At 73.3% G+C, this 1230-nt stretch carries 1 protein-coding gene and 1 pseudogene; both read right to left on the bottom strand.

Features of this window, described 5'->3' with window-relative positions; genetic code table 11:
- Positions 1 to 205, bottom strand: a pseudogene (locus B2284_RS10315) (hypothetical protein); the annotation flags it as partial.
- On the bottom strand, positions 198 to 1067 hold the full coding sequence (locus tag B2284_RS10320; protein ID WP_231729565.1) for a uroporphyrinogen-III synthase: 870 nt from the start codon (positions 1065 to 1067) through the stop codon (positions 198 to 200). The gene B2284_RS10320 and the pseudogene B2284_RS10315, both read right to left, overlap by 8 nt.
- Between the last annotated feature and the right edge of the window lie 163 nt (positions 1068 to 1230).

Consider the following 1230-nt stretch of genomic DNA (forward strand, 5'->3'; position numbering starts at 1 on the left):
CGGTGACGGTGAGGTCGGGGCGCGCGGCGCGAACCGCGTCGGCGAGATCGTGGACGACCCGCCGGCCCTGTGGGCTCGCCGTCCCGTGGGCGACGAGGACGAGTGCGGCTCGCCGGCCGCCACGCGCGGGCGCCGTTGCAACAGCGGAGGATTCAGGGGGCGCGAGATCGGGCGCGGTCGGGGCGACCGTCATGTCGTCAGGCATGGCCGTCATTGTGCCCGCCGAGGGTGTCGGCGACCAGGCGCGTCAAGGCGCCGAGGCGAAAGCGCGTCGGCACGATCGGTTCGACGCCGCACTCGCGCAGCGGCGCCGCGGTGGTGTCACCGACGCAGGCCGCGATGACGCGCCCCTCGCGCAGCATGTCCAGCACGGCATCCTGTTGACCCGAGGCGCGCGCGGCGTCGAGAAAGGCGAAGACGCCGGGAGCTGCGGTGAACGCGACGACATCGACGTCGGATCGCGCGACGAGATCGACGGCGCGCGCGACGGCAGAGGGGTCGGGCGCCGGGCCCCAGCGGTAGACGACGAGCGAGACGACGTCAGCACCTGCGGCGCGCAGGGTCTCGTCGATGCCGTCGGAACCGGCGCCGTGGTGTTGCACAGCGACGCGGACGCCGTCGAGCGACTCCCCGCGCAGACGTTCCTTGATCTCCTCGGCCGTCTCCGAGGCGGCCGTCCACGTGACCTCGAGACCCGCTCCGACGACAGCGCCGCGCGCCTTCGGCCCGCGGGCGTAGATGCGAGTCGTCCGCAGTGCGTCGAGGAGTCGCTCGCGCAGCCCGGCCGCCTCGGCGGCCTCGAACCAGCCCCGGAACCCGATGCCCGTCGTCACCACGAGCAGGTCGGGCGGCTCCTCGATCAGCGCGCGGGTATGGGCGAGCAGCTCAGGGTCGTCGACGTGCGGCACGTGCGACATAGTCGCTGCCCGGATCACCTCGGCGCCGCGACGTTCGAGCGGTGCGGCGAACTCATCGGCCTTGCGCTGCGCGGTGATGACGATGCGCCGCCCGGCGAGGTCGTGCGGCGCCCGTCGTTGCTGGGGAGCGGAATCCGAAGCGAACTCCACCGAAGCGACGGCAGAGGCGTGCGACGCACGCCGAGCGGCGTCTCGAGGGGCGCTCGCGCCGTCCGGCTGCTGGTCACGCATCGGTCTCACCCGTCCCCTCGGTGGTGGCTTGCTGCGTCGTCATGGCGATGATCGCCGCGTCGGGCAGGACGTCGACGACGTC

It is taken from the genome of Dermacoccus sp. UBA1591, assembly GCF_002322065.1.
Classification (GTDB): Bacteria; Actinomycetota; Actinomycetes; order Actinomycetales; family Dermatophilaceae; genus Dermacoccus; species Dermacoccus nishinomiyaensis.